The 25,079-nt window shown below is 60.6% G+C and carries 21 protein-coding genes; 8 read left to right on the plus strand and 13 right to left on the minus strand.

The window, feature by feature from the left end; translation table 11 throughout:
• Positions 1–21: 21 nt before the first annotated feature.
• The 4 genes from BGRAMDRAFT_RS16260 to BGRAMDRAFT_RS16275 all read right to left on the minus strand — a co-directional run bounded on the left by BGRAMDRAFT_RS16260 (position 22) and on the right by BGRAMDRAFT_RS16275 (position 4,184).
• On the minus strand, positions 22–354 hold the full coding sequence (locus tag BGRAMDRAFT_RS16260; protein WP_006049879.1) for a DUF2322 family protein: 333 nt from the start codon (positions 352–354) through the stop codon (positions 22–24).
• Positions 355–450: 96 nt separating this feature from the next.
• On the minus strand, positions 451–2,367 hold the full coding sequence (locus BGRAMDRAFT_RS16265) for an SMP-30/gluconolactonase/LRE family protein (RefSeq protein WP_006049880.1): 1,917 nt from the start codon (positions 2,365–2,367) through the stop codon (positions 451–453).
• Between the two features lie 82 nt (positions 2,368–2,449).
• Positions 2,450–3,091 (minus strand): DsbA family oxidoreductase, encoded by a 642-nt coding sequence (locus tag BGRAMDRAFT_RS16270; RefSeq protein WP_006049881.1) that lies wholly within the window; start codon positions 3,089–3,091, stop codon positions 2,450–2,452.
• Between the two features lie 94 nt (positions 3,092–3,185).
• Positions 3,186–4,184 (minus strand): SDR family oxidoreductase, encoded by a 999-nt coding sequence (locus BGRAMDRAFT_RS16275; RefSeq protein WP_006049882.1) that lies wholly within the window; start codon positions 4,182–4,184, stop codon positions 3,186–3,188.
• Between the two features lie 178 nt (positions 4,185–4,362).
• Here BGRAMDRAFT_RS16275 and BGRAMDRAFT_RS16280 point away from each other — a divergent pair, with 178 nt between their 5' ends.
• From BGRAMDRAFT_RS16280 to BGRAMDRAFT_RS16310, 7 genes are all read left to right on the plus strand, one after another.
• Positions 4,363–6,198, plus strand: coding sequence for a thiamine pyrophosphate-requiring protein (locus BGRAMDRAFT_RS16280; RefSeq protein ID WP_006049883.1), 1,836 nt, complete (start codon positions 4,363–4,365; stop codon positions 6,196–6,198).
• 12 nt (positions 6,199–6,210) lie between these two features.
• On the plus strand, positions 6,211–7,332 hold the full coding sequence (locus BGRAMDRAFT_RS16285; RefSeq protein WP_006049884.1) for an enolase C-terminal domain-like protein: 1,122 nt from the start codon (positions 6,211–6,213) through the stop codon (positions 7,330–7,332).
• Between the two features lie 27 nt (positions 7,333–7,359).
• Positions 7,360–8,334 (plus strand): hypothetical protein, encoded by a 975-nt coding sequence (locus tag BGRAMDRAFT_RS16290; protein ID WP_006049885.1) that lies wholly within the window; start codon positions 7,360–7,362, stop codon positions 8,332–8,334.
• The gene (locus BGRAMDRAFT_RS16295) at positions 8,331–8,996 is read left to right on the plus strand and encodes a gluconate 2-dehydrogenase subunit 3 family protein (RefSeq protein WP_006049886.1); all 666 of its coding nucleotides are present in this window, start codon (positions 8,331–8,333) and stop codon (positions 8,994–8,996) included. Before BGRAMDRAFT_RS16290 ends, BGRAMDRAFT_RS16295 begins: the two co-directional genes overlap by 4 nt.
• On the plus strand, positions 8,986–10,629 hold the full coding sequence (locus BGRAMDRAFT_RS16300) for a GMC family oxidoreductase (protein ID WP_006049887.1): 1,644 nt from the start codon (positions 8,986–8,988) through the stop codon (positions 10,627–10,629). The genes BGRAMDRAFT_RS16295 and BGRAMDRAFT_RS16300 overlap by 11 nt, the downstream gene beginning before the upstream one ends.
• Before the next feature lie 71 nt (positions 10,630–10,700).
• A complete protein-coding gene (locus BGRAMDRAFT_RS16305) occupies positions 10,701–11,285 on the plus strand; it encodes a glutathione binding-like protein (protein ID WP_006049888.1) in 585 nt (194 codons plus the stop codon).
• A 45-nt stretch (positions 11,286–11,330) separates the two neighbouring features.
• Entirely contained in the window at positions 11,331–11,942 is a 612-nt protein-coding gene (locus tag BGRAMDRAFT_RS16310; protein ID WP_006049889.1) for a hypothetical protein, read from the plus strand.
• Positions 11,943–11,945: 3 nt separating this feature from the next.
• Here BGRAMDRAFT_RS16310 and BGRAMDRAFT_RS16315 read toward each other — a convergent pair whose 3' ends face one another.
• On the minus strand, positions 11,946–13,043 hold the full coding sequence (locus BGRAMDRAFT_RS16315) for a lactonase family protein (protein WP_006049890.1): 1,098 nt from the start codon (positions 13,041–13,043) through the stop codon (positions 11,946–11,948).
• Positions 13,044–13,082: 39 nt separating this feature from the next.
• Positions 13,083–14,633 (minus strand): methyl-accepting chemotaxis protein, encoded by a 1,551-nt coding sequence (locus BGRAMDRAFT_RS16320; RefSeq protein ID WP_006049891.1) that lies wholly within the window; start codon positions 14,631–14,633, stop codon positions 13,083–13,085.
• A 270-nt stretch (positions 14,634–14,903) separates the two neighbouring features.
• Here BGRAMDRAFT_RS16320 and BGRAMDRAFT_RS35865 point away from each other — a divergent pair, with 270 nt between their 5' ends.
• Positions 14,904–16,577, plus strand: a complete 1,674-nt coding sequence (locus tag BGRAMDRAFT_RS35865) for an FAD-dependent oxidoreductase (RefSeq protein ID WP_006049892.1) — start codon at positions 14,904–14,906, stop codon at positions 16,575–16,577.
• A 17-nt stretch (positions 16,578–16,594) separates the two neighbouring features.
• Here the strand turns inward: BGRAMDRAFT_RS35865 and BGRAMDRAFT_RS16330 are convergent, their stop codons facing one another.
• The 7 genes from BGRAMDRAFT_RS16330 to BGRAMDRAFT_RS16360 all read right to left on the minus strand — a co-directional run bounded on the left by BGRAMDRAFT_RS16330 (position 16,595) and on the right by BGRAMDRAFT_RS16360 (position 25,076).
• Complete coding sequence (locus BGRAMDRAFT_RS16330) at positions 16,595–17,287, minus strand: OmpA family protein (RefSeq protein WP_006049893.1); 693 nt, start codon at positions 17,285–17,287, stop codon at positions 16,595–16,597.
• Between the two features lie 45 nt (positions 17,288–17,332).
• Complete coding sequence (locus BGRAMDRAFT_RS16335; protein ID WP_006049894.1) at positions 17,333–18,097, minus strand: flagellar motor protein; 765 nt, start codon at positions 18,095–18,097, stop codon at positions 17,333–17,335.
• An 81-nt stretch (positions 18,098–18,178) separates the two neighbouring features.
• Positions 18,179–19,414: a Crp/Fnr family transcriptional regulator gene (locus BGRAMDRAFT_RS16340; RefSeq protein WP_044021207.1), complete on the minus strand. Its 1,236-nt coding sequence runs from the start codon at positions 19,412–19,414 to the stop codon at positions 18,179–18,181.
• Positions 19,415–19,647: 233 nt separating this feature from the next.
• Positions 19,648–20,499, minus strand: a complete 852-nt coding sequence (locus tag BGRAMDRAFT_RS16345; RefSeq protein ID WP_006049896.1) for a carbohydrate ABC transporter permease — start codon at positions 20,497–20,499, stop codon at positions 19,648–19,650.
• 9 nt (positions 20,500–20,508) lie between these two features.
• Positions 20,509–21,477, minus strand: a complete 969-nt coding sequence (locus BGRAMDRAFT_RS16350; RefSeq protein ID WP_006049897.1) for a carbohydrate ABC transporter permease — start codon at positions 21,475–21,477, stop codon at positions 20,509–20,511.
• Between the two features lie 270 nt (positions 21,478–21,747).
• Positions 21,748–23,001, minus strand: a complete 1,254-nt coding sequence (locus BGRAMDRAFT_RS16355; protein WP_006049898.1) for an ABC transporter substrate-binding protein — start codon at positions 22,999–23,001, stop codon at positions 21,748–21,750.
• Between the two features lie 89 nt (positions 23,002–23,090).
• A complete protein-coding gene (locus BGRAMDRAFT_RS16360; RefSeq protein WP_006049899.1) occupies positions 23,091–25,076 on the minus strand; it encodes a beta-galactosidase in 1,986 nt (661 codons plus the stop codon).
• Between the last annotated feature and the right edge of the window lie 3 nt (positions 25,077–25,079).

Consider the following 25,079-nt stretch of genomic DNA (forward strand, 5'->3'; position numbering starts at 1 on the left):
TAACGGCGGCCCGAACGCAGTTCAGTCCGCCGCAATCACGTCGATGCGCAAAGCCGGCGCGGCCGCTGCAATCGCGAGAAGATGGTCGACATTCGGATGAGCGCCGGGCCGGTTGCGCGCGTCGGCGGTATGTTCGCCGAACACCGCGAGGCCGTGTTCGGCGGCTTTGGCGTCGAGCGCATCGAACGTCTGTTGCAGATAGTTGTAGACCGCGAGCGAGCCCTGTTTGCCCGGCTTGTTCTCGATGCTCGCCACAACGGCGCCTTGCGCGTCGATCAGATCGATACGCGCAATGCCGTCGATTGCAGGCATATGCGCGAGGTTTTCCTTGAATACGTTGCTCGGCTGAATCACTGAAACCACTCCTTTAAGCGGGAAAATGCCACGAGGGCCGTATCTTATCCGATGGCCTACGTGATCAGCGCGAAGCCTCACGCACGCCCACGCCGCTTACGGTGTCCAGCGATGCACGATCATGCTCGACCCGTTGTAGTTGTCTTTCGTAATCACGTATTCGCCGCTTGCCCGCAGAAACGCTCGCAGTCCGTACATCGAATCGACATCGTTGCCGACATCCACAGTACCGGGGCTATTGTTGATGAGCGTCGCGTCGAGATTGCCGGTGTTCAGGTTGAACGCGTCGATGTTCGGCACCGTATGCACGTAGCCGACAAAAAGATAATTGCCCACTGCGGTAATCGACTTCGGATTCGCGCTAGTGAGATTGATCACCGGCTGAGGCTGTGTCGTATTGCCCGCGCTCCAGCCGTGATAGACCTCGATGCGCGACTGTATCGCCGTCCAGTCCCAACTGCCTGCCACGCCTTGCGCGAGAATCATCGTGTCGCTTTCGGGCAAATAGATGATGCGCGTCAACGGCCGGATACTCATTGGAATCTTGATCGTGACGGCGGGGCCCCACAACGGCTTACCGTTTCCGTCGAAACCCGTGAGCGGGTAATGATAGATATGGTTTGTTCTGTCGAGACCCGCCCACACATCGCCTCTGCTGTCGATGCAAAAGCCTCCCGTCACCTTCACCGTCGTGTTGAACGCCGGGCCCGGCAAAGAGCCATCCGGTATTGCAATGTAGCCGCTCGCCGAATTGAAATGATAGAAGTTGAAGGTGTCGGGGTTCTGGCCGGACGCGACGAGAATGCGGTTTCCGCCCACCGCGACGAGTTGCCCGAAGTGCTGCCCGCGCTGCGTGTCGTTGATATTCAGGCGCGGGTCTGACGGATAAGTAAACGGGTCGACGGTATTCGCAACGAAGGTGCCGCCCGCGGTGCCCGTATAAATATGCGCGCCGCTATAAAAGTACGCGCCGTCGGTCAACGGGTCCGGTGCCGCGACCGCTTCGAAGTTCAGTGCCTGCAGTTTCCATTGCAGATTGCCGGCGCTGTCGTAGGCATGCAGGTCGGTCGGACCATTGCGGCCCATGTCCCAGCCGCCGCCCCACGGATTGTTTAGCACATACAGGGTGCCCGCTGCGTCCCTGCCGATGCCCGCTACGCGCGTGAAGCGCTTGTCGCCGACCTGCCCTTTGATTCCGGTAGTCGTATCCAGGTAGCCGCCCTGAATGCCGAATGTACCGGCCAATATGGGCGCGCCCGCCACGTTATAGATCTTGATGTTCATGTCGGGACCTTCGTCGCCGACCATGAGCCGTCCCGTCGATGCATCGAAGTACAACGCCGATGGCCGCGAAGCGGCGGGCATCTGGATCGTGTTGAGCGACGCGCCAGCCGCGCTGAATTGCGCTATGACGCCAGCGCTTTTTCGCGCGACCCACAGATTGCCCGCAGCATCGAGTGCGAGCGCGCCGGGACCGGACACCGCTATGTCCTGCTGCCACACGCCGTCAGTCGTATAGACACGCACACGGTTGCCGTAAAAATCGCTGACATAAAGCAGCGTGCCTGCCGTGGCGAGTCCGGTGATGACATCCGCATGAGGGATGCCGGTCCACACGCTGACCGGAATGCGAAGCTCGAGCGCTTTGGTCGCACGGTTATAGCGCCCGACCGAGCCGCTGCCGAACGACCTGTTGTATTGCAGCGCCGTGAAAATCGACGTCGCATTGCCGGTTATCGCGCTGCCCTGAAAGTCGGCGTGCGTACCGATCGAGCCGATGTTCTGACCGTTCTGATAGATCGCGACGCCGCCCTCGTTCTCGTCCCACAACGACGACGTATAGATCACGCCTTCCGGTGCGACCCACATTGAACGCGCGCCGTTGCCGACGTGCGCGGCCAGCGTGCCATAGGTATTGGCGAGCCAATCGGTCGTATATTGCGCATGAGCTACGCATGCAAGCGCCATCAGCGCGAAGCCGAGCAACGCGGCATGGATTCGTTTGGTGACCATGAACGGGGTTCTCCGGCTGTATTTCGTTTACGCCAAAAAAAGGCCTGCTATTGCGCAGGCATTCACATACGAAAGTGCCGGATTATGCTTCGGCCAGAATCTGCTGAATGACCTGTTCGAAGGTTTCGACAGGTTGCCCGCCGCTCACCAGATAGCGGCGATTGAAAATGATTGCCGGCACCGACTGAATGCCGTGCGACTGGAACTCTTCTTCTTCGGCGCGGACTTCGTCGGCATAGTCGCCGCTTTGCAGTACCTTGCTCGCAGCCTCGGCGTCCATTCCTACCGACTGCGCGACTTCGACGAGCACATCATGATTGCTCGGATCGCGGCCTTCCGAATGATAGGCGCGCAGCAGCGCGAGCTTGAGCGGCAGTTGCTTGCCTTCGAGACCTGCCCAATGCAACAGGCGGTGTGCATCGAACGTGTTGTAGACATGCGTGCGCGGACCGAACTCGAAGCCGACGCTTGCGCCGCGCTCGCGGATCATGGCCTGCGTTTCTTCGATCTGCTCGGGCGTGCGTCCGTACTTCTTGCCCAGATAATCGACAATCGCCTGGCCCTCGGGCGCCATCTGCGGATTCAGTTCGAACGGGTGCACGACGATCCGCGCATCCACTGCGTCACCGACGCGCGACAACGCGAGTTGCAGCGACGAAAGGCCGATTGCGCACCAGGGGCATGCAATGTCGGAAACGAAATCGATGGTGAGCGGCTGGGACATGGCTTTCCTAAGGGCTGTGGGATAGGTGTATTGTCACCTATCCTCGTGACTCTTACCTGGTGGCCGGCAAGAACCCTTTGTTACGCCGTCGTATCTATGCGCCGCGATTCTTTCTGATCAAAAATCCGATGCCGCCGACGATCCCTATGCCTGCCAATGCGCATAAAAATCCACGGTGACGAACCGCGCACATCTCCAGGCTCACAGGTTTCGACTCACGGTCGAAACGTCCGTGCGCGCTGTAATCGCCGGGTACGGGATCGAACAGATTGTTAGGCGCGTCGGCAGGAAGCGGCTCGTCGGTGACCTGTCCTGAGTAGCCCGCCTTTGCCAGATATCTGTCGAGCAGTCCGGGCGCGATGAAGTTGGCCAGTATCGCCTTGACCGTCGGAAAACCCACCCATACCTCGCGACGCTTATGCGTTGCAGCGAAATAGATCGCGCGCGCGGCCACTTCCGGCTGGAAAATCGGCGCGACGGGCTTGGCCTTTTTACCCATCTTGTTGAGCGCCCAGTCGAATTGCGGCGTATTCAATGCGGGCAAATCGACCATCGTCAAATGCACATTGAGCCCGTCGTGAATGATCTCGGAACGCAGCGAGTCAGTGAAACCCCGCGCCGCGAATTTTGCGCCGCAATAGACGGATTGCAGCGGCACCGAACGATAACCGAGTGCGGACCCCACATTGACAATCGTCCCGCGATTGCGCGTGCGCATGCGTGACAGTGCGGCCATCGTGCCGTGCACCTGGCCGAGGTACGTCACCTTGGTGCCTCGCTCGAATTCCTGCGCAGTCAGCTTCGATACCGGCGCGAAGACCGTGGCCATTGCAACGTTGACCCACACGTCGATAGGTCCAAGCTCCGTTTCGGTGCGCGTTGCCGCTTCTTCCACGCGCGCGGCGTCGGCGACGTCGGTTGGAATCGCAATTGCACGCACGCCGTATCGAAGACGCAGTTCGGCGGCCGCGCGTTCGAGCCGCGCCAAATCGCGTGAAAGCAATGCGACATCGTAGCCATGTCGCGCGAATTCCTCGGCGGTCGCGCGTCCCACTCCGGCGCCCGCGCCTGTCACAACGACGACTTTATTCATGACGAATCCCTTGCACGACATGCACCGCGTTTTACTCACAAGCGCCCAGCAAAAAGCGAGCCCGCTTCATTCACCGCGCAGCTTCACAAGGAAGCAATTCATTCTTTCTGAGTGAAAGAACGCGGAACGTGGTTTGCAACCTCGCATGTGTGACGATCTTTATTGTGAGGAGCTGTCCATGTCCACAACTGTCGGTGACTTCATCGTCGAGCGACTCCAGGCGTGGGGCGTGCGCCGAATTTTTGGCTATCCCGGCGACGGCATCAACGGCGTGTTCGGCGCGTTGAATCGCGCGCAGAGTGAAGCGAAGAAGCATCACAAGAACACGGACCAGCCGAGGCCCATCGAATTCATTCAGGTTCGTCACGAGGAAATGGCCGCCTTCATGGCATCCGCGCATGCGAAATTCACAGGCGAGCTCGGCGTCTGTATCGCGACGTCGGGGCCTGGCGCATCGCACCTCGTGACGGGACTTTACGACGCCCGCATGGACCATATGCCCGTGCTGGCTATCACCGGTCAGCAGGCGCGCGCGGCGCTCGGCGGCCACTATCAGCAGGAAGTCGATCTCGTCTCGCTCTTCAAGGACGTCGCGGGTGCGTTCGTCGGACAGGCGTCGGTGCCCGCGCAAGTGCGCCATCTCGTGGATCGCGCGATACGTACCGCACTTTCCGAGCGCAAAGTGACAGCGCTCGTGCTGCCGAACGACTTGCAAGACTTGCCGTACGAGCCTCCTGCGCGCAAACACGGCACGCTGCATTCGGGCGTCGGTTATCGCGAGCCGCGTCTCGTGCCTCAGCCTGAAGATCTTCAGCAGGCCGCCGACGTGCTCAACGCCGGCAAGAAGGTCGCGATTCTCGTCGGCGCCGGCGCACTGCATGCAACGGACGAAGTGATCGCCGTCGCGGAAAAACTCGGTGCAGGCGTGGCAAAGGCGCTGCTCGGCAAAGCGGTGTTGCCCGACGATCTGCCGTGGGTCACCGGCTCGATCGGCCTGCTCGGCACGAAGCCCAGTTACGATCTGATGACCGAGTGCGACACGCTGCTGATGATCGGCTCCGGCTTTCCGTACTCCGAGTTTCTGCCGAAGGAAGGTGCGGCGCGCGGCGTGCAGATCGACCTGAAAGCCGACATGCTGAGCCTGCGCTATCCGATGGAAGTGAACCTCGTCGGCGATAGCGTGGAAACGCTGCGCGCGTTGCTGCCTTTGCTCGAACACAAGCAGGACCGCGGGTGGCGCAAGACGATCGAAGGCTGGACCGCCGACTGGTGGAAGACACTCGACGAACGCGCACACGAGCCCGGCAAGGATGCCGTCAATCCACAGCGCACGGTATGGGAACTGTCGCCACGCGTTCCGTCGAATGCAATCGTGACGAGCGATTCAGGCTCCTGTGCAAACTGGTATGCACGCGATCTGAAGGTGAAGCGCGGCATGATGTGCTCGCTCTCGGGTGGCCTCGCGTCGATGGGCGCGGCAGTACCGTATGCGATCGCCGCGAAGTTCGCTTATCCGGAGCGGCCCGTCATCGCGCTGGTCGGCGACGGCGCCATGCAGATGAACAACATGGCCGAACTCATCACCGTATCGAAGTACTGGAAAGGCTGGGCCGATCCGCGCTGGATTTGCATGGTCCTTAACAATCAGGACCTGAACCAGGTCACGTGGGAACAGCGCGTGATGGAGGGCGATCCGAAGTTCGAGGCTTCGCAGGACATTCCTTCAGTGCCGTATCACAAGTTCGCGGAATTGATCGGCCTGAAAGGCATTTATGTCGACGACGCCGAACAGATGGGCGCGGCCTGGGACGCTGCGCTTGCTGCGGACCGCCCTGTGGTGATCGAAGTAAAGGCCGATCCGAACATCGCGCCGTTGCCGCCGCATATCACGCTTGCTCAGGCCAAGGCGTTTGCATCGACATTGTTAAAAGGCGATCCCGACGAAGGCAATGTGATCGTGCAGACCGCGAAGCAGGTGCTTGGCGCAGTGCTTCCGGGCCGTCACGACAAGTAGAGGCACGCGGCGATGAGCAAGGCGGCATCTGCACGAGGCGGCTCGCAACTTCCGGTTAGCGCGGTGCGGGCGAGCGCCTACCGCATTCCCTCCGACGCCCCCGAAAGCGACGGAACGTTCGAGTGGAATGCGACGACGCTCGTCGTCGTCGAGGTCGATGCGGGTGGTCAAACAGGAATCGGCTATACGTATAGCGATTCCAGCATCGTCGCGTTGATCGCGAACACGCTGTCGCCCTGTGTGACCGGCGAGGACGTCGCCGATATTCGCGCGCATTGGAACCGCATGCAGCGTCAGGTGCGCAATCTCGGACGTGCGGGACTTGCGGCCACGGCAATCTCCGCAATCGACTGCGCGTTATGGGACGCGAAAGCGAAACTGCTCGGCGTGCCGCTCGTGCAACTGCTGGGCGCGGCGCGCGAAAGCGTGCCGCTTTACGGTAGCGGCGGCTTCACGACATACAACGACCGGCAATTGCGCGATCAGCTTGCCGGCTGGGTCGAACGCGACGGCTGCCGTTGGGTCAAGATGAAGATCGGCAGTCAACCGCATAAAGATCAGGCGCGCGTGAAAGCCGCGCGCGAAGCTATCGGCGACGCGGGTCTGTTCGTCGATGCCAACGGCGCGTTCTCGCCGCGCGAGGCGCTGTACCATGCGCGCCAATTTGAAGCGCAACAGGTCGCATGGTTCGAAGAGCCGGTCTCATCCGACGATGCAGCCGGCTTGCGCTTTGTGCGCGAACACGCGCCGTCCGGCATGGACATCGCGGCCGGCGAATACGCGTACACGTCCGACGATTTCCGCACGCTACTCGCCGAGGGCTCCGTGGATGTACTGCAAGCCGACGTGAGCCGTTGTGGCGGCATCACCGGATTCCTGCAGGCCGCCGCGCTTTGCGACGCGTTTCACATGCCGCTTTCCGCGCATTGCGCGCCCGCATTGCATCTGCATGTGGCTTGCGCGGTGCCGCGGCTGCGTCATCAGGAGTGGTTTCATGACCATGTGCGCATCGAGGCGATGTTGTTCGACGGCGCACCCCGAGCGCATGACGGCGTCATCACGCCCGACCTGTCGAGGCCCGGTTGCGGCCTCGCATTCAAGCACAAGGACGCGGCACAGTACTTCGTTGCATAGGCGCGAAAAGCGCAGGAGCAGGTATCGATGGGGACGCAACGCATATTTAGCGTGTTATGCGCGGTGGCCGGAGCTGCCGCTTTAGCGCGATTCACCGGGCGCAGGGCAAACGCAAATCGGCGCACACGCGCGACGCCTCGAAGACCAGCGCTGCGCTCAATCGACAGCGTCACCCACGCCGCGCCCGCAACTCAGGCACACGTCGAAGCCGCACGGCGTTTCAACCATAGTTCGGCGCTGCTCGCCTTCTCGGTGCTCACGGACAGTGCGATGGAACACTACCGCGGTTCCTTCGACAATCCGGCGATGTATACGCCGCTCGTCAGCGCGAGTCTTTCGCTGATCGCCGGTTTGCACGGCGGCGCGGACCATAGACAGCAAACGCACCACGCGCGTCATTTGATCTATCGGACCGCGGCTGCGGCCGGCATCGCCGGCACGGGGTTTCACTTGTACAACGTCATGAAGCGCCCTGGCGGCTGGAGCTGGAACAACCTGGTTCATGCGGCACCGGTCGGTGCGCCGATGGCCTTGCTGTTGTCGGGCGCACTCGGCGCGGTGGCCGAGCGATTGCGCGACGAGCCCGCGCACGAGCCGCAACTTCTCGGCATGCCTGCGGGGCGCGCGCTGGGATTGCTCGTGGCAGCCGGACTCATCGGCACGGTCGGCGAAGCGGGCTTGCTGCATTTTCGCGGCTCATTCCAGCATCGTGCGATGTACGCACCCGTCAGCGCGCCGCCGTTTGCAGCGGCGCTGCTTGCGCACGCCGCGCTGGCCGCGCCGCGCGAGCGCTGGTTCACGCGCCTATGGCTGCGCATCACGACCGCGCTCGGTATCGCGGGCGCCGGCTTCCACGCGCGCGGCATCGCGCGGCGCCAGGGCGGATGGCGCAACTGGAGCCAGAACCTGTTCGCCGGCCCTCCGCTGCCGGCGCCGCCGAGCTTCTCGGCGCTCGCGCTCGCGGGCCTTGCCGCGCTGCGGCTCAGGGAGACGGAGAAATGAAAACCGGCAGACCAACGAAAAGAGCGACACGTTACCCCGGTTACGACGTGTTGAGCAAACGCGACACACCGTCATGGGATGAAGTGTCTCGCGTCGTTATCGACGAACGGCTGGCGGTGCCGCGCGAGCCGCGCTTCTTCAATGCGATGGAATGGCTTGCGGTGACGTCGCTCTGCGCGTGCGTCGTGCCGCAGGCAAACGCGCAGCCGCTTGTGCCGGTCGCCGCCATGCTCGATCATCGCCTATACACGAATCAGGGCGATGGTTATCGAAACGCCGCGTTGCCGCCGATGCGCGACGCGTGGCGCACGGGCCTAGCCGCGCTCGATGCCGAGAGCCGCGAGCGGCATGGCCTGCCGTTCGCAAGCCTCGATAGAACCGCGCAGAACGCATTGCTCGAACAGATGCAGCGCGGCGAACTCGTGCATGCGGCGTGGCGCGGCATGCAACCGGAAGTTTTCTTTGCGGAGCGAGTACTTCACGACATCTGCGGTCTCTATTACTCGCATCCGCATGCCTGGAGCGAGATTGGTTTCGGCGGCCCGGCCAATCCGCGTGGCTACGTGCGCATGTATTTCAACCGTCGCGATCCGTGGGAACCCGTCGAGGCGCAATCGGGCAGCGAGGATAAAGCCGCGAGGGAGAATCGCCGTGTTCGATGACGCTCTCTATCATCCACGCGGCAAGCATGGCCGCGCGCCCGATGTGTTCGAACCGCGCGGCTGGGTGCCAATGCGCGAATATTCGAACGACGACGAAGTGGACTTCGCGATCGTCGGCACGGGCGCGGGAGGCGGCACGCTCGCGTGCCGCCTCGCGGAAAAGGGCTTCAAGGTAGTCGCCTTCGATGCGGGCGCATGGTGGCGTCCACTCGAAGAATTCGCGTCCGACGAAGCGCATCAGCAAAAACTCTTCTGGACCGACGAGCGCATCTGCGACGGCGACAACCCGCTCAAGCTCGGCCATAACAACAGCGGCAAGGCAGTGGGCGGCAGCACGGTTCACTTCGCGATGGTCTCTCTGCGCTTCAGGCCCGAATGGTTCAAATCGCGCGCGCTGCTCGGCTATGGCGCGGACTGGCCGCTCGACTGGCGCGAGATGTGGCAGTACTACTCACAGGTCGAGGACGCGCTGAAAATCGCCGGACCCGTCAATTATCCGTGGGGACCGAAACGTCCACGCTATCCGTATCGCGCGCATGAATTGAATGCCGCGGCGATGGTGCTCGCGCGCGGCTGCGAGGCGCTCGGCATCGGCTGGAGCGCAACACCGCTCGCGACACTCTCGGCGCCGCGCGGCAAAGCGCATCCTTGCGTGTATCGCGGCTTTTGCGTGTCCGGCTGCGCGACCAATGCGAAGCAAAGCGCCCTCGTCACGTGGATTCCGCGCGCGTTGCAAGCCGGCGCGGAAGTGCGCGATCTGGCGATGGTCGGCCGCATCGACATGAATGATGCCGGGCTTGTTACGGGCGTCGAGTACATTCGCGAAGGACGCTGGCAATTCCAGCGCGCGAAGAACGTTGTCGTCGCCGGCTATGCAATCGAAACGCCGCGCCTTCTGCTCATGTCCGCGAATAGCCGCTTTCCCGACGGTCTCGCGAATAGCTCGGGTCTTGTCGGCAAGAACCTGATGGTGCAGGCCAACCAGGCCGTGTACGGCACGATGGACGAAGAGATACGCTGGTACAAGGGACCGCCGTCGCTTGCGATTACCGAGCACTGGAACTACGCGGACCAGAACAAGGATTTTTTCGGCGGCTATGCGTATATGAGCCAGGGTCCGCTGCCCAACGCATGGGCAGCCGCGCAAAATGGCCGCGGCCTGTGGGGCGAAGCGCTCGCTGACGAGATGCACAAGTACAACCATCAGGCGGGCCTGAAGATAGTCGGCGAAATGCTGCCGCAGGAACGCAACCGCGTGACGCTCGCCGACGAAAAAGACCAATACGGCTTGCCCGTTGCACGCGTGTCGTACTCGTACTGCGATAACGACAAACGCCTCATTGCCCATTCGCTGAATTTCATGGAGCAGGCGCTCGCCGCCGCGGGCGGCAAGGACATCTGGCGCGAAACCGACGATACGTGCCACCTGAACGGCACCGCACGCATGGGCGACGATCCGGCAAAGAGCGTTGTCAATGCGGATTGCCGCAGTTGGGACATCCGCAATTTGTGGATTTGCGACGGCTCGGTGTTTCCGACCGTGGGCGGCGTCAACCCTTCGCTGACGATTCAGGCCATTGCATGCCGAACGGTGGATCGCATTTCCGCCCTCGCCGCGCGCGGCGAACTATGAGCATGGCCGCCGAGGCACGCGGGATGCTCCATTAAAAAATCGCCAACTGCTGCATGAAGGAGGGCCGCATCATGAAGCTTTACTATTCGCCGGGCGCGTGCAGTCTTGCCGATCACATCGCGATGCACGAGGCCGAGATGCAATTCGACCGCGTGCGCGTCGACCTCAAGACAAAGACGACTGACACCGGCCAGAAGTTCGATGAAATCAATCCCAAGAGCTATGTACCGACACTCGAATTCGACGACGGTCAACGGCTCACCGAAAACGTCGCGATCCTTTCGTGGGTCGCGCAACGCAAGCCCTCGCTTGCACCGTCGGGAGAACTCGGCACTACGCGCCTGATTGAAATGCTCGCCTTTATTTCAACGGAGCTTCACAAACAATTCGGCCGCGTATTCAAGCCGGCGTCGGATGAGGAAGCGAATGCCGCGCGCGAGAAAATCGGCCAGCGTTTCCAGCTCATATCGACAATGCTTAAAGGCAACTATTTGTTCGGCGCAGAAGCGAGCGTCGCGGACGCCTATCTGTTCACCATGCTTCTATGGGCGAACAAAGTAAAGATCGAGGTCCCGCAAAAACTCGCGGAGTTCTCACAACGCATGCGCGGGCGGCCCGCGGTGCAACTGGCGTTGAAACACGAAGGGATCGAGTGAAGCCGCGTGCTCGCGTTGGTCAGCCAGCCGTTCGCCGAGGAAATCATGTCGATCGACCCAACCCTCACGATCCTGATGTACTTCGTTTTGCCTGTGTGGCTTGCGGCCGGTTTCGCGGACTGGCTGTGCCATCGCGCGACTCGAATCGAATCCACGACCGGCGCGAAAGAATCGGTGATCCATCTGTTGATGTTTGCCGAAGTCGGACTGCCGCTACTCGCCGCGATCTTTCTCGAGATCAACGCGGGCATCATTCTATTGATGATCGTCGCGTTCTTCGTTCACGAAGCGACCGCGCTGTGGGACGTCAGTTATGCAGTGAGTGGACGCAACGTGACGCCGTTCGAACAGCACGTTCATAGCTTTCTCGAACTCGTCCCGCTGATGGCGATACTGCTTGTCGTCGCCCGTCACTGGACGCAATTTCTGGCGTTGCTCGGCCTCGGCAGCGAGCCGGCGAGATTCGGATTGACCGCGAAAAGCGAACCGTTGCCCGTCGCCTATATCGCGATTCTGTTCGCGTTGATTCTGCTATTCGAGCTACTGCCTTACTTCGAAGAACTATGGCGCGGGCTGCGCGCCCGCCGACGCAGTGCAGCGTCGGCGGGCGGGCCGGCGTCCGCGTCGCCGCATGCGCGGGGACGCAGTTCGCCGTAGACCTCAATCGTTCGATCCGTTGAACTCGACAATCTCGATCCAGTTCGCGCCCTTGCCGACCGGGTACTGACCGAGCGCGCTCAATGCGCCCGTCTCGCGATTGATCCGGTATGCGCTCAGGTTGGTCGACAACTGACCGACCGCGAGCAGGTAATTGCCCGAAGGATCGATATTGAAGCCGCGCGGCTGCTTTTCGGTCGGATATGTGCCGATGCGCGTCAGCTTTCCCGATGCACGGTCCACGCGATAAGCGGCCAGCGTGCTCGACGTGCGTTCCGATGCATAGACGAAGCGGCCGTCGGGCGTGATGTGAACATCCGCGCCCCACGGTTTGTCGCCGGAGAAGTTGGGCGGCAGAATGGAAACGGTCTGCACCGGCTTCACCGCATCGCGTTGCTTGTCGAATGCGAGTACATGCAGCTTGCCGTCGAGTTCGTCGATCAGATAAACGAAGCGCTCATCCGGCGAGAACACGAAATGGCGCGGACCCGATTTGGCCGGCAGCGAATAGGCGGGCGCCGCGTCTTGAGTAAGCGCGCCGTTCGCCGCGTCGAACTTCAAACGCAACCATGCGTCGGCGCCGAGTACTGACGCGAACACATAACGATTGTCGGGCGCATTGCGAATAGCGTGCGCCATCGGGCCCGTCTTGACGATCTGCTGAACATCGCCGGCAACGCCATTTGCACCGATGCCGTTCACCGCCAGCAGGTTGCCGCCATACGACGCGGAGAACAGATAGCGGCCGCTCGCGTCGGTCGACACATAGGCCATGCTTTCCGCGAGCGGCGCCTTGCCGAGTTCGGTCAGGCGTCCGTCAAGCGGACTGACTGCGAAGCTCACCACGCGAAAAGGCTTTGAACGCAGACCTGCATAGAGCCGCAAATGATTCGGCGAAAAGGCCATCGGCATGACCGTGCCGCCAACGCTCACTGTTTCGACCGGCTTGAGTGCGCCATTCGACTTATCGAGGCTGAAAACCGAAATGTCCTGACTGTCCGCATTCGACACATACGCATACGTGGACGCGTGCACGGTGGCGGACATCGCCACGCCGGCTAACAGAATTGCGACTGCACGCGAGACGGCACTAACGCTCATATTTGTTTTCCGATTAGTTTGGTTTGGAGACTGACGGCGTTATCGCAGACGGAATGCCGACACCGCATCGTTCATCGACTGCGCCTGATGCTCGAGCGCGCTCGCAGCGGCGGCGGCCTGCTCGACGAGCGCGGCGTTCTGTTGCGTGACCTGATCCATCTGGCTGACGGCTTTGCCGACCTGCTCGATGCCCGCGGTTTGCTCGACCGTCGCCGACGTGATCTCCGCCATGATAGTCGCAACGCCCTGCACTGCGCCGACGATTTCGTTCATCGTGTGGCCGGCCTGCGTGACGAGTTCGTTGCCGCTGCGCACGTCATCGACGGAAGCGGAAATGAGCGCCTTGATCTCTTGCGCGGCGCTCGCACTGCGTTGAGCCAGCGTGCGCACTTCCCCCGCGACGACAGCGAAGCCGCGGCCCTGCTCGCCCGCACGCGCGGACTCGACGGCAGCGTTGAGCGCGAGAATGTTGGTCTGGAATGCAATGCTGTCGATCATGCCGGTGATCTCCGCAATCTTGTGCGAGCTTGCGGTAATGGCCGTCATGGTGTGGACCGCGCGCTGCACGACGTCGCCGCCGCGCTGTGCGACGTCGGCGGCGCTCGCGGCAAGCGTGCTTGCCTGGCGCGCGTTATCCGCGTTCTGTCTGACGGTGGAGGTCAGTTCTTCCATGCTCGCCGCGGTTTCCTCGAGCGAAGTCGATTGCTCTTCGGTGCGGCTCGACAAATCGAGGTTGCCCGCTGCAATCTCGCGCGCGCCGCCGTGAATCGCCTCGCAACTGACGCGCACGTTCGACACGGTATGCGCGAGTCCGGCCTGCATCCGCGACATCGACGTGAACAACTTGCCGATCTCGCTCTTGCTGCCTTCAGGAATAGACGCGGTCAGATCATTGCCCGCAATCCGGTCGAGCAGTTTCGACGCCTGCTGCAACGGGCGAATCACAATGGTGCGCAACGCAAAGTGCGTGGCGACGATCAATGCGAGAGCAAGCGCAACACCAGTCAAAACCATTGCGACGATCCACCCGTATTCGCGTTCGGTTCTCGTCGCTGACTCCTTTGCAAGCGCACCCGCAAGGTTCTGGAATTTTTCGACGTTTGCCGAATAGACCTGACCGGCAAGTGTAATGTCGCGATCGTTGATGGCGACGTAGGCGTCGGTATCGCCACGCTGAAGCGCGTCGAAAGCTTTCTTTAAAGTGGCCGCCAATCCATTCGACGAATCGACGAGCTGCTGTTTCAACGCATCGTCCTGTCCCACGAATCGGGACGCTGCCGCAAAAGCGCGCGTCTCGGCATCCGCGCGATCGAGCGTTCGTTGCGCGCTGCCAAGTGCGGAATCGCGCGTGGCGAGATCGTTGCGCTCCTTCAACGCGGCATAAGCGCGCGTAAGCGCTGCCCGCGTGCGCGTGCTGTCCTTATAGCCGTCGTTGGCGAGGATCTCCTGAGTGGCGATCTCCTGAAGCCGCTGGGCGTTTTCATTCGAGCGGCCGAGTGCGAATACGCCGACCACGCCGCCGAACATGATCATCGCGGCAAAGACGACCAGCACTGCAAGTAAGCTGTTTTTTACTGTTAAATCGCGCATGCTTCCTAGACCCTTTTCATTGTCTATTTCTCTAATTCCTCTCGTCTTTTACGGCAAAAGAAGCGCGAACTTGAGCAGAAGCGCTCTCGCGCTGTTCGGCCGCACGTTCTCCGCCTTACGCACTCTTTACTGGCGAGTGGACTCTGGCGCACAATCTCGGCGAAAGCGGCTTCTCCGCGGCCTTTTCTTGCTGCCGATTGTTCGCATTCGCATGCCAATCTGGCGGCGCAGCGACACGCTGCATCGTGCGTCTTTCCAATCGGACCTCTCATGAGCGATAAAACTTCTGGCAAGCGTGAAGATCTGCTGGCAGGCGGCAGCCGTCACCACCAGATCTTCCCCAGGCTGAACGACGCGCAGTTCGCGGTACTCGAGCGCTATGGCGAGCGGCGCAAACTGAACACCGGCGACGTGCTGTTTACCGAAGGCGATCGCCACATTCCGATGTACGCGATCATCTCGGGCACCATCGAGGCGACGCGCGGCAGCGGCGATACGCTGCATGTTCTCGGCACGCACGGGCCCGGCAGTTTTACCGGCGAAGTCGGCACGCTCGCGGGGCGCGGCGCGGTGGCGTCCGCGCGCGCGACGAGCGATTGCGAAGTCATCGTGATCGACGAAGAATCGCTGCGCGCGCTCGTGATTGCCGAAGCGGAACTGAGCGAGACGATCATGCGCGCATACATTCTGCGCCGCGTCGCCTACATACAGGATCAGAGCGGCGGCGTGGTCGTGATCGGCAGCTCGGCTTCTTTTCCGACACTGGTATTGCGGCACTTTCTGAGCCGTAATGCGCAACCGTCGGCGTACTTCGATATTGACGAGCATGAGGAAGCCAAAGCACTTCTCGAACGTTACGGCGCCACGAAAGAAGATCTGCCGGTACTCGTCACCTTGCAAGGTGTCGTGCTAAAGCGCCCGACAAATCGCGCCGTTGCCGACGCAATCGGTTTGAGTCCCGACAGATTGAACGGCGAACGGTTCGACGTGGTCGTGGTCGGCGCGGGACCGGCGGGCCTGGCCGCAGCCGTCTATGCCGCGTCGGAAGGATTGCGCGTCGCGGTTCTCGACACCAAAGCGCCGGGCGGCCAGGCCGGCACGAGTTCGAAGATCGAAAACTACTTTGGGTTTCCCACCGGCATCTCCGGTCAGGCGCTTGCCGGACGCGGCCTTTCGCAATGCCGCAAATTCGGTGCTGAAGTCGGCGTGCCGATCGAAGCGCTCGGTATTGAATGCGACAAAGGTCAGCCGTTCCATATCCGCCTTAGTCACGACGAACATGTGTACGGTCGCGCAGTGGTGATCGCAACAGGCGCGCGTTATCGAAAGCCGGAGCTTGCACGTCTCGAACATTTCCAGGGCCGAGGCGTGTACTACAGCGCGACGTATATGGAAGCGGCGTTTTGCGGCAACGAAGAACTCGTCATTGTCGGCGGAGGCAATTCGGCGGGACAGGCTGCCGTATTTCTCTCGGGCTTCGCGCGCCATGTGCATATCGTGATTCGCGGCGAAGGACTTGCCGCGAGCATGTCGAACTACCTGATCCGACGCATCGAGGCGGCGCCGAACATCACGGTTCATGTGCGAACGCAGATCGTCGCGCTAAACGGTGAAGCGCATCTCGAGTCGATTCAATGGAATCAGCAAGGGCGAATCGAAGAGAAGCCTATCCGCCATGTGTTCCTGTTTCTCGGCGCGCAACCTAATACCGGCTGGCTTGGCGATTGCGTCGAACTCGATAGAAATGGCTTCGTGCTGACCGGTCCCGATGTCGCTCACAAGTGGACGTCCGAGCGCACCGGGCATTTTCTCGAAACGAGCCGGTCGGGTATTTTTGCGGTGGGCGACGTGCGCAGCGGCTCGGTGAAGAGAGTCGCGGCAGCCGTTGGAGAAGGCGCGGCCGCTATTCAGTCGCTTCATCAGTACCTTGCGCTCGGCGTTTGATGCTTCCCGTTTGGCGCTCAGTACTCGACGAGTATCGTCACGCGGCGATTGGCGGCGTTGGCCGCCGCATCGTTGCCGATGATGAGCGGGAAATTGTCGGCACGGCCAATTGCCGCCATGCGGTGCGCTTCTATGCCCTTGTCCGCGAAGAAGCGCACCACCGCGCCCGCGCGCGCGGACGACAGTTCCCAGTTGGATTCGTATTTCGCCGTGGCAATCGGCAAACTGTCCGTATGCCCTTCCACGAGGATATTGTTTTTCGCGCGGTCGCGCAGCACCGCTGCAATGCGATCCAGCACCGCGAACGATTCGGGCAAAAGACGCGCATCGCCGGAATTGAACAGTACTTTCGCATTGATCGCGATTTCCACGCCTTGCGGCGTGTGCGAAATCGTAATCTGGCGATTGTCCTGCAACGGCGCGAGCAATGACAGAAGCTGCTTTTTTGCGGCGTCTTTCGCGTTCGCTGCCGTGATCGGCGGCTCTACGTCGACAGCTTCCTTCACCGGACGATGCTGCAGCGTCTGTATTTGCAACTCGCTGTTCTTCGCGAGCTGCAAGACATAGAGCGCGAGAAACAGCACCATCAGTGTCGTAATCAGATCGGCGTATGAAATCAGCCAGCGGTCCGACTGCTCGCCGCTATCCTGGCCGTCATCGTGCCCGTTCTTGTCCGTCGCGAGACGCTTGCTGCCAGTGGTTGTACTCATACACGCAGTCCGCTATCAGTTGATGCACGACTTCTGTCGACTCGACTAGCCGAGCAATTCGGCAGATCGTTCGCGCACGTCGCCCGCCAAACGCGTTTCGATGGTATGCGGCGATTCCTTGCGCGAGATCGCGAGCAAGCCGTCCAGATACAAGCGCCTGAAACGCAATTCGCTGTCCACCTGCGCGCGGATCTTTCCCGATAGCGGCAGAAATACGAGGTTCGCGAGTCCAAGGCCATACAGCGTGGCGACGAATGCGACCGCAATGCCTTTGCCCAATTGCGACGGCTCGAGCATATGCCCCGTTACCTGAATTAAACCGAGCACCGCGCCGAGAATGCCGAAGGTCGGCGCATAACCGCCCGCCTGTTGCCAGATGCGCGCGGCCGCCATGCAATTGCGCTCATAGGCGTCGACTTCGCGCTGCAATGCGTCTTCGAGTACAGCCGTGGAAACGCCGTTCGCGAGCAGTTCGAGACCTCGCTTGGCGAATGGGCTAATGCCTTTCGCGTCGATCGATTCGAATGCCAGCATGCCGTTCAGTTTCGCCTGATCGCCCCATTCGAGCAGAACGGAAAGGCTCTCGCGATCCACTTGCCGCGCCTTCACGAAAGCGAAGCGCAGCAGCTTCACGCCGTCGTAAAACCGTGCCCATGTGTTCTGGATCATCACTGCGCCCAACGTGCCGCCAAGGACGATGACAAACGCCTCCAGTTGAAGCAACGACGTAAAGTCGCCGCCCTCGAGCGAGAAGCCCGCGACGATCGCCGCGACGCCGAACACTACGCCAAATACCGTCAAAAGATCCATACGTCCTCGCGACCGGCTGCACGAGCCTGCGAATTACAGTTAAAGATTGCGTTCGGCCTTCTGGACCGAACGCAACGGGCGTCAGGATTCGACCGGCGCGGCATGCGCCGCGGGCGACTTCAGTGCGCGGACGGTATCGATGAAACGCTGCTCGATTTCCACAATCTCGACGGGATCGATCTTGATCTCCCGGCGCATCACCCACGACACTTCTTTCTTTCTCGCTTCGGTCATGACGGCCTGCAGGCGCTCGTCCACCGGCTGCCCGGCTGACGCCGACAGCAGTTTCGCGAGATCGTAGGTATCGAACGCACTCACTGCTTCGAACAGGGTTCGCTGATCGACGAACTCGAGATCGTCGAGCGAATTCAATTCACCCGCACCGCGCGCATTGCGGCGCGAGAAATAGCTGAGGCCTTTCTCTTCGACGTAGTTGAGAACCTTGGTCTTGCGGAACGCGAAGAGGTCTTCGGCAATCTCCGAATGCGAGAGCTTGTTCAGAATCACCTTTCTGTCGACGCCGATCAACGCTTCCAGATCGTCGAGTTCAATCAGTTCGAGTTCGCTGCTGATCGAAACGTCGAGATCGTGATTCGCGACCTGCTGCGCGCGCTCGGTGATTTTCACCGGATCGAACGTGACGAGTTGCCTGCCCACTGCACCGTCGCTCGCCGAATAGCGTCCCGACGTATTGTTCAGCCGCTCTGAGCGTCCCGATTCGACGGAGACCAGATTGAGCTTCTCCATGCGCTTGAGCATCGCCATCACATGCGGGCGCGAATGGCCTGCAATCGCGTTGCACTTCTTGATGACTTCGGGAAGCGGAATCGAGACTTCCTCGTTCTGAGGACGGCGAGCGCGTGCATCGAACCGGTCAGTCGCCTCGGCGCCTGCCATCAACGACAGCACATGCGCGTAGGACAGTACGCCTGGGAGAAAATCGGCATGCGTGTTCGTCGCGAGAATGTCGTCCTTCTTCTTGACGCGCCGTATCATCGTGCGAACGATATGACGCAGAAGCGGCGACACGCGTTCCAGTTCTTCTTCGACGATACCGCCTGCGATAGCCGTCAATTGACAGAAGCTCAATGCCTTGGCGGTGTGCGCTCGCGGCTCGGGCGGCAACAACGCCGCTTCGCCGAAAAACTCGCCCTTGCCGAGCGTGGCGAGAATGACCTTTTTTTCATCGCACTGCGTGGAGATTTCGACTTTGCCATCTGCAATGACGTAGATGACTGCGTCGCCCAAGAAGCCTTCCGAATAGATGACTTCCCCCGGAGCCGCGGTGCGAGTCCATGGCGAGCGTTGTTGGTTCACGATTGCTACCCCCGATGAGCTTTGGTCCAGCGCGTGCCTTTTCTCAGGCACGAGTCAGTTCGACGGTCTGACTTATTTCACTAGATAACGACAAGCCCTTCCCGATCTTTAATGAGGGGAAACGTGATGATAATTGCGCAAACGTTTGCCAGCCGTACTGGCAAAGCTGGGTGTGCTTCGCCAGACTTATTATTCTTTTGCCGTGGCTTTTTTAGCGTGAGCCGGTCGCCGGTTTAGCCCTTTGTTGCACCGAACGTCAACCCGGCGACAAAGTGTTTTTGCATCGCAAAGAACATGGCCACCGAAGGCAGCGCAGCGAGAATGGAGCCTGCCGAAACAAGATTCCACGCTGTCGTCCATTGACCCTTCAATGCAGCAACGCCGACTGTGATCGGCGCGGCGTCGTCGCCTTGCGTCAGACATAACGCCCAGAAGTAATCGTTCCAGACAAAGGTGAAAACCAGAATCGCCAGCGCGGCGAGCGCGGGCCGTATCAGCGGAAGCACGATTTTGAAGAACACGGTCCACTCGTTTGCGCCTTCGATGCGCGCGGCCTCGACAAGTTCGAACGGCAACTGCTTGATGAAGTTACGCAGGAAAAGCGCGCAAAATCCGGTCTGAAACGAAACATGAAAGAGGATCAGTGCGCTAACCGTATTGAACACGCCGAGTTGCAACGACAGATCGCGCACCGGAATCATCAGCACCTGCACGGGGACGAAGTTGCCCGCGACAAAGGTGGCGAATAGCGAGGAATTGCCGCGAAAGCGATAGATGGCGAGCGCGAAGCCCGCCATCGCCGCAAGTGCGATCGAGCCGATTACCGCAGGCACGGTAATGAGCACGCTATTCCAGAAGTAATGCAGCATCGGCGAAGTGGTGAGCGCCTCGCGATAGTTGTCGAATAGCGCGAAGTGTTTGGGCCAGCCCCAATAGTTGCCCTCGCTGAGTTCTTCGGTGGACCGCACGGACGTGACGAGCACGGCGATCATCGGCAGAAGCCAGATCAGCAGTGCAATCGGCAAGGTGAGTTTGTAGACGCGGCGCGTGGCCGGTTTCCATTTGTCGATGGGAATTGGAAACATGGTCGCTCCTTATTGCTCGGTGCGCAGCATCCGCCGCAAGTGATAAACGATATACACCAGCATGATGCCGAACAGCACGACGGCCACTGCCGCCGAATAACCGATTCGGTAGTACTTGATTGCCTGGTCGTACATGTAATAGGCGAGTACCGTCGAGCTTTCGAACGGACCGCCGCCCGTCATCACCGAGATCAGATCGAAACTGCGCAATGCGCCGATGATCGTGACAACGATTGCCATGAACGTAGTAGGTCGCAATTGCGGAAGAATGACGTGCCACAGCATCGACCAGCCGCGTGCGCCTTCCATGCGCGCGGCTTCTATCTGCTCGGCATTGAGCGATGTGAGTCCGGTCAGATAGAGAATCATGCAATAGGCGGTTTGCGGCCACAGTGCCGCGAATACGATGCCGAAAGTCGCGTAGCGCGGATCGCCGAGTACCGGCACGCCGTGGCCGAGAATCAGCGCGAGCAGGCCGAATGTCGGATCGTAGAACCACGAGAAGATGAGTCCGACGACGACGCCTGACAAGACGAATGGTGCAAAGAACAGCGATTTGACGATACGGATGCCGGCCACTGCCTGATTCAGGTAGAGCGCGACGGCGAGTCCCATCGGCGGCGCGAGTAGAAATAGCAGCAACCAGATGACGTTGTTCTTCAACGCGGTATAGAACGTTTGCGCGTTGAACAGTTCGACGTAATTGGCGAGACCGACGAAAGTCGGCTCCGTCATGCCGTCCCAGTTGAAGAGGCTCAGGCGTATGGTCGAGAGAATCGGCCAGATCACATAAATGGCCACCATCACGCAGGCCGGCGCGAGAAACAGAAAGGCCGCGCGCCGTTGGCGCCTTGCAGTGGGCGAAGGACGGCGGCCGCGCGTGCGGACATTCGGCGCGCGGTCACGCGATGCGGGCAGCGCGGAGCCGCCCGGCTGAACGGGTCCGTCCACGGTGTGACGGGTGACGGAATGAGACAAAGTGATTCTCCTGTCGACCAGAGTTAGCGCTTTAGCGCTTACTCTGGTCCCATGCAAAGCTGTCGGTGGGAGTTGGTGCTTTAGCACCTACTCCCACCCCATGCAAAGCTGTCGGTGGGAGTTAGCGCTTTAGCTGTCGATCCGGAGTTCGCGCTTTAGCGCGTTACTCCGGTCCCATGCAAAGCTCTTACTCCCACCCCATACAAAGCTGTCGACGCGTGTTATCGGCCAAGCAAAAACACCAAGGCGGCCGCCCGACCGCCCCCTTCCCTACTTTTTATAAATCCGCTTCCGCGTCTGCTCCAACTGCGCGAGCACGGTATCAAGCTTCGACGGATCGGAAATGAACTGCTGCATGCCCTTCATGCCTTCATCGGCCATTTCCTTCGTCATGTCGCGATCATAGAACTGCGCAATGCCGCCCTTCGTATTCGCAAGAATCTGGAAGCCGATCTTCGAAATCGGATCTTCCGGCTCCGGTGACTTGCTGTTCGCCGACAACGATCCAAGCCCCGTGGCGAGCTTCGCGCCGATTTCCGGCGTCTCGACAAATGCGAGGAACGTATGCGCATCCGCCTTGTTCTTCGCTTTCGACGGGATATGCAGCGATTCGACCGGACCATCTTCAGCGGTCGGCACATTGGCGTCGATGATCGGGAACTGGAAGTAGCCCATTTGAGGCTTCACGTTCGCCGGAAAGCCCGCGGTAATGAACGTGCCCATCAGCATCATCGCGGCTTTGCCCTGGAACAGGAACGGCTGCACCGAATCGAGATCGTAAGAGAGCGAGTTGTCGATGAAATAGCCGGCGTCGATCAACTGCTTCCACGTCGTATAAACCTTCTTCACACGCGGATCGGTGTACGCAATCTCGCCCGCCATCAACTTCTGGTGGAATGCGTTGCCGTTCACGCGCAGATCCAGGTAATCGAACCATCCGGCGAGCGTCCATGAATCGCGGCCCGCAACGGCAATCGGCGCAATGCCGGCTGCCTTCAACTTCTTGCAGTCGTCGAGAAACTGCTCCCACGTTTTCGGCTCACCGGAAATGCCGGCCTTCTGAAACAGATCCTTGCGATAGAACATGCCCCACGAGTAGTACACCGTGGGCGCCGCATATTGCTTGCCCTTATACGACGAGGCTTCTTTCGTCGACGCATACATGTCGTTCCAGCCGTTCTTCGCCCAATCGCCGCTCAGGTCTTCAAAAAGGCCGCGCTGCGCGTAATAGGCCATGCGTTCGCCGTCATGCCAGTTCACGATGTCGGGCGCGACGGTGGAGAGCCAGCCGGGCAACTGCACCTTGTAGGCTTCTTCGTCGATAAAGGACACCTTCACGTCGATTCCGGGATGCGCCTTCTTGAAGTCGTCGACCACCGACTGCCACACCGCGCGCTGGCTCGCGCCCTTGAACGCGATGTTCGCAGTCAGCGTGCCGGCCTGCGCAGTACTGACAACGGACGTTCCGAGCGCAGCCGCAGCGAGCGCGAGTGTCAGCAGAACCTTGCGTGGTTTCATTTTCATGCTACCTGTCTCCTTTATTCCTTGATTTTGCGTCGTTGTCGTTACTGCATGGAATTCCGGCTTGCCAATCGTCCCGTTACCCGAACCGGTCATTTCGATCGATACGCTGCCACGCCCTGTGGTTCGACTGCGCGCGAACCGATAATGAACGCGTCGTCTGCCACATCGGCGATCGTGTGTGCGCAATCGCCGTAGTTGAACACATAGGTCAGCGCACCGCGCCGGCTGATGCGTACGCTTTCGCCAAGCGGCATCGTTTGAATGCCTGCCTGCTGTGCGATTTGCGAAAAGAGCCGAACCGTCAGCGCGTCGTCGAACAGGCTTGCAAAGTAATGGAACGCGCCGCTTCGCACATACGCCGGGTGGCCGTCCGCGAAACGCGCGAGCACGTCGAATGAATTCGTGCCATTGCTTTCGATGAAATCGCGCCAGTGACGCGCGACGCCATCCTCAGCATCCGCGTTCTGTGTGCCGAGAAGACGCACAGGTTCGGTCACATTAGGCCGCATCGATTCGACGCGCCATACTCGCAACGGCAATACATCAGCGAGCGGGCCTGGCGGAAGATTCGCCGGGATCTGCAAGTCCTGAGTCTTAGAACCGGTACGCGGCCCGAGCACCACTTGCGCGCCCGACTTCGCGAGGCGCGCGGCAAGATCAGCAGACACGACCGGCAACGGCGGCACGACGATCAGACTGTAGCCGTCCAGCGATGCATCGACCGGCACGACATCCACATCGAGACCTAGTGCGCGCAATGCCGAGTAGTACTCGAATGCAAAGCGCGGATAGTGAAAGTCCGCACCCTGCGGATGAATCTCGAACAGCCACTTCGCCTCATAGTCGTAGACGAGCGCGACCTTTGAACGAATCGCGGCGTCGGCGTCGGCGTTCGCCGCGAGTACAGTGCCGATTTCCTCGGCCACGCGCGCGGCCTCGCTACCGCCCACGTCGAGGCGGTTATCCGGCGTATTCAGACCGGCATGCATCTGCTCCTGCGCAAACGGCGCCTGACGCCAGCGGAAATACGACACGCAACCCGCGCCATGCGCAAACGCCTCCCAACTCCACAAACGCACCATGCCAGGCAGCGGCGCGGGATTCCACATCGCCCAGTTCACTGGACCCGGCTGCTGCTCCATCACCCAGAACGGCAGCTTCGACATGCCGCGGTACACGTCGTGATTGAACGACGCAAAGTCGGGATGACCGCTGCGCAGCCAGCGCGCTTTCACGTCCGGCGCAAACCATTGCTCTTCGAGTGCGCCGAGCGGATAGCTGTCCCACGCGGCAACGTCGAGATCGGCGGCAACTTTGTAGTGATCGAACTCGGTGAAGAGCTGCATGAAGTTGTGCGCGATCGGCCGCCCCGGCGAATGCGCGCGAATGATCTCGACCTGCATGCGGTTATAGCGCGCGACTTCATCGGAAGCGAAGCGCCGGTAATCGAGCCGATGCGAAGGATGCGCTTCGGTCACGGTGGCGACGGGCGCGTCGATCTCGTCGAAACTGCGGTATTCCATGCTCCAGAACACGGTGCCCCACGCGCGGTTCAATGCGTCGACAGTTTGATAGCGCGCTTTCAGCCACTCGCGAAAACGCTCCACTGCCGCCGGCGAATAACTGACCACGGTGTGATGGCAACCGAACTCGTTATCGGTCTGCCAGTAACGAACGGCCGGGTGCTTGCCATAACGCTCGGCAATTGCAGTGCAAATCTTCTGCGACGCCGCGAAATACGACGGCGACGAAAAGTCATAGTGACGACGCGAACCGAAAGCGCGCGGCCGGCCATCGGCGCCAATCGGCAAGATGTCCGGATGACGGTCGATCAGCCACTTCGGCGGCGTCGCCGTCGGCGTGCACATCACGACTTGCAGACCGGCCGCGCCGAGTACTTCGATCGCGCGATCGAGCCACGCCCAATCGTATTCGCCAGGCGTCGGTTCAACGCGGCTCCATGCGAACTCGGCTATTCGCACCTGTTCGATGCCGAGTGCTTTCATCCGGCGCGCGTCGTCTTCCCACATCGACTCTGGCCAGTGTTCCGGGTAGTAGCAGACTCCAAGGCGCATCCG

The sequence above is a fragment of the Paraburkholderia graminis C4D1M genome (assembly GCF_000172415.1).
GTDB classification, from domain to species: domain Bacteria; phylum Pseudomonadota; class Gammaproteobacteria; order Burkholderiales; family Burkholderiaceae; genus Paraburkholderia; species Paraburkholderia graminis.

Coding starts and splice junctions, on each gene's coding strand:
- BGRAMDRAFT_RS16265 (WP_006049880.1), bottom strand. CDS start 2,367: ATGGTCACCAAACGAATCCATGCCGCGTTGCTCGGCTTCGCGCTGATG.
- BGRAMDRAFT_RS16270 (WP_006049881.1), bottom strand. CDS start 3,091: ATGTCCCAGCCGCTCACCATCGATTTCGTTTCCGACATTGCATGCCCC.
- BGRAMDRAFT_RS16275 (WP_006049882.1), bottom strand. CDS start 4,184: ATGAATAAAGTCGTCGTTGTGACAGGCGCGGGCGCCGGAGTGGGACGC.
- BGRAMDRAFT_RS16280 (WP_006049883.1), top strand. CDS start 4,363: ATGTCCACAACTGTCGGTGACTTCATCGTCGAGCGACTCCAGGCGTGG.
- BGRAMDRAFT_RS16285 (WP_006049884.1), top strand. CDS start 6,211: ATGAGCAAGGCGGCATCTGCACGAGGCGGCTCGCAACTTCCGGTTAGC.
- BGRAMDRAFT_RS16290 (WP_006049885.1), top strand. CDS start 7,360: ATGGGGACGCAACGCATATTTAGCGTGTTATGCGCGGTGGCCGGAGCT.
- BGRAMDRAFT_RS16295 (WP_006049886.1), top strand. CDS start 8,331: ATGAAAACCGGCAGACCAACGAAAAGAGCGACACGTTACCCCGGTTAC.
- BGRAMDRAFT_RS16305 (WP_006049888.1), top strand. CDS start 10,701: ATGAAGCTTTACTATTCGCCGGGCGCGTGCAGTCTTGCCGATCACATC.
- BGRAMDRAFT_RS16310 (WP_006049889.1), top strand. CDS start 11,331: ATGTCGATCGACCCAACCCTCACGATCCTGATGTACTTCGTTTTGCCT.
- BGRAMDRAFT_RS16315 (WP_006049890.1), bottom strand. CDS start 13,043: ATGAGCGTTAGTGCCGTCTCGCGTGCAGTCGCAATTCTGTTAGCCGGC.
- BGRAMDRAFT_RS16320 (WP_006049891.1), bottom strand. CDS start 14,633: ATGCGCGATTTAACAGTAAAAAACAGCTTACTTGCAGTGCTGGTCGTC.
- BGRAMDRAFT_RS35865 (WP_006049892.1), top strand. CDS start 14,904: ATGAGCGATAAAACTTCTGGCAAGCGTGAAGATCTGCTGGCAGGCGGC.
- BGRAMDRAFT_RS16330 (WP_006049893.1), bottom strand. CDS start 17,287: ATGAGTACAACCACTGGCAGCAAGCGTCTCGCGACGGACAAGAACGGG.
- BGRAMDRAFT_RS16335 (WP_006049894.1), bottom strand. CDS start 18,097: ATGGATCTTTTGACGGTATTTGGCGTAGTGTTCGGCGTCGCGGCGATC.
- BGRAMDRAFT_RS16345 (WP_006049896.1), bottom strand. CDS start 20,499: ATGTTTCCAATTCCCATCGACAAATGGAAACCGGCCACGCGCCGCGTC.
- BGRAMDRAFT_RS16355 (WP_006049898.1), bottom strand. CDS start 23,001: ATGAAAATGAAACCACGCAAGGTTCTGCTGACACTCGCGCTCGCTGCG.
- BGRAMDRAFT_RS16360 (WP_006049899.1), bottom strand. CDS start 25,076: ATGCGCCTTGGAGTCTGCTACTACCCGGAACACTGGCCAGAGTCGATG.